At 47.1% G+C, this 1453-nt stretch carries 1 protein-coding gene; it reads right to left on the bottom strand.

Going from position 1 to position 1453, the window contains the following annotated elements; genetic code table 11:
• Positions 1-112 precede the first annotated feature (112 nt).
• Positions 113-1351 (bottom strand): ISL3 family transposase, encoded by a 1239-nt coding sequence (locus AC3G2T_RS38640; protein WP_488438807.1) that lies wholly within the window; start codon positions 1349-1351, stop codon positions 113-115.
• Positions 1352-1453: the final 102 nt, after the last annotated feature.

Raw genomic sequence — 1453 nt, 5'->3', positions numbered from 1 at the left:
GGCTCTTCGCTCTACTGGATGGGTAATGCCACATAAAATAGGATCATAGTTACCTCGGCAATTACGAGTTTCTTAAAAAATGGTATAAAAGGGAAAAGGGTTAGAGACGGATTTAGGACCTGCGTGCTGAGAGCTCCGGAATCCGGAGTTTGTTAGCGGTCATGTAAACCATGGCAATTAGATTCTGAACGTTTCTGTACCCACGAGCTTTTCGTTTGGCTGCTTGAATGAGGCCATTAATGCCCTCGAGCAAACCGTTCGTCATTCGACTGTGGAACCAACGTAAGATACCCTCTTCATGTTGTTTGATTGTTTTGGCTAAATGCACCATGGGGGCAAGCTTTGAGCGGGTCGCCCAGCCGATCCATTCCCGCAGATAAACATCCGCTAATATATGTGGGGTCGTCCACAGATCCTGTAGAGCCAGTCTAAGACGGTACGCTCGCCCTGTCTGCAGGTTGCTGTCTTTCAAACGCAGCAAGGTTTCCTTTTGCTCGGCTTTGAGATTGTTTTCGTTCTTTAACCAGATGTATTTCGTACGTTTCAGTTCAGGTTTTTGCTTTTGCTCTTGAATTCGCACTTCATCTACGGCTTCGCCGACCAGCTTCATCACATGGAATTTATCAAACGTGATCTCCGCGTCAGGAAAGTACGCTTCAACACCGCTGATAAAAGCAGGCGACATATCGCAGCAAACCTCTTCAATCCGCTTCGCAGATGCGCCTTTTGAGGCAAGATGTGCCTTGAAACGTTCGAGCGTGTCCATCCCTTTGCCTTCGGTGGCAAACAGGACTGTTTTACGATCCACATCTACGAACAGGGTGATGTAACGATGTCCGCGCCTTGAAGATGTTTCATCGATGGCTATTCGTTTGACATCTGAGAGATCGAGTTCGTCCATAGCTTTATCCACGTAGTGATGGAAAATACGCCACATCCGCGTGTCATGCTCACGGAGTTCACGGGCCGCTGCGTTAACAGGCATTTCAGCCATTAACCGCATTGCCCAAGCCTCGAACAGCAGCGTAAAGTGGGATTGAGGTCTGGACCATTTCACAGATACTTGGGTCACTTTGTTGCATACGTTGCATTTTACTCGCGGCATTCTGGCATGCATGAACGTTTTCCAGTCCCAGAAATCCAAGTGCCGCCAGTGTTTTTTCTCCGTGTCATAAGCTTTGCAGGCTGTCCCGCATAATGGACAGGAAAAGATCGCTCCTCGTTCAAAATCAATGAACAAATGCCAGGCATGATCCTGATCGTCAAACTCTATATGCGTTAGCTTCCACGGCTCTTCCAGTTGTAAGGCTACTTTGAACATTTCCGAAATCATATTGTCACTGCTGCTCATTGAGGTCCACATTAGTCATCCCGCCCTATTAATCGTCTTACTGGACAGTATTGACTATTTTTCTATTACACAGACATTAGCCATGAACTATAGCGATGAAGC

The organism is Paenibacillus sp. sgz302191, assembly GCF_057749925.1.
The sequence above is the reverse complement of the archived record's forward strand: the minus strand, read 5'-3'. Positions and strand labels throughout refer to the sequence as shown.

Coding starts and splice junctions, on each gene's coding strand:
- AC3G2T_RS38640 (WP_488438807.1), bottom strand. CDS start 1,351: ATGAGCAGCAGTGACAATATGATTTCGGAAATGTTCAAAGTAGCCTTA.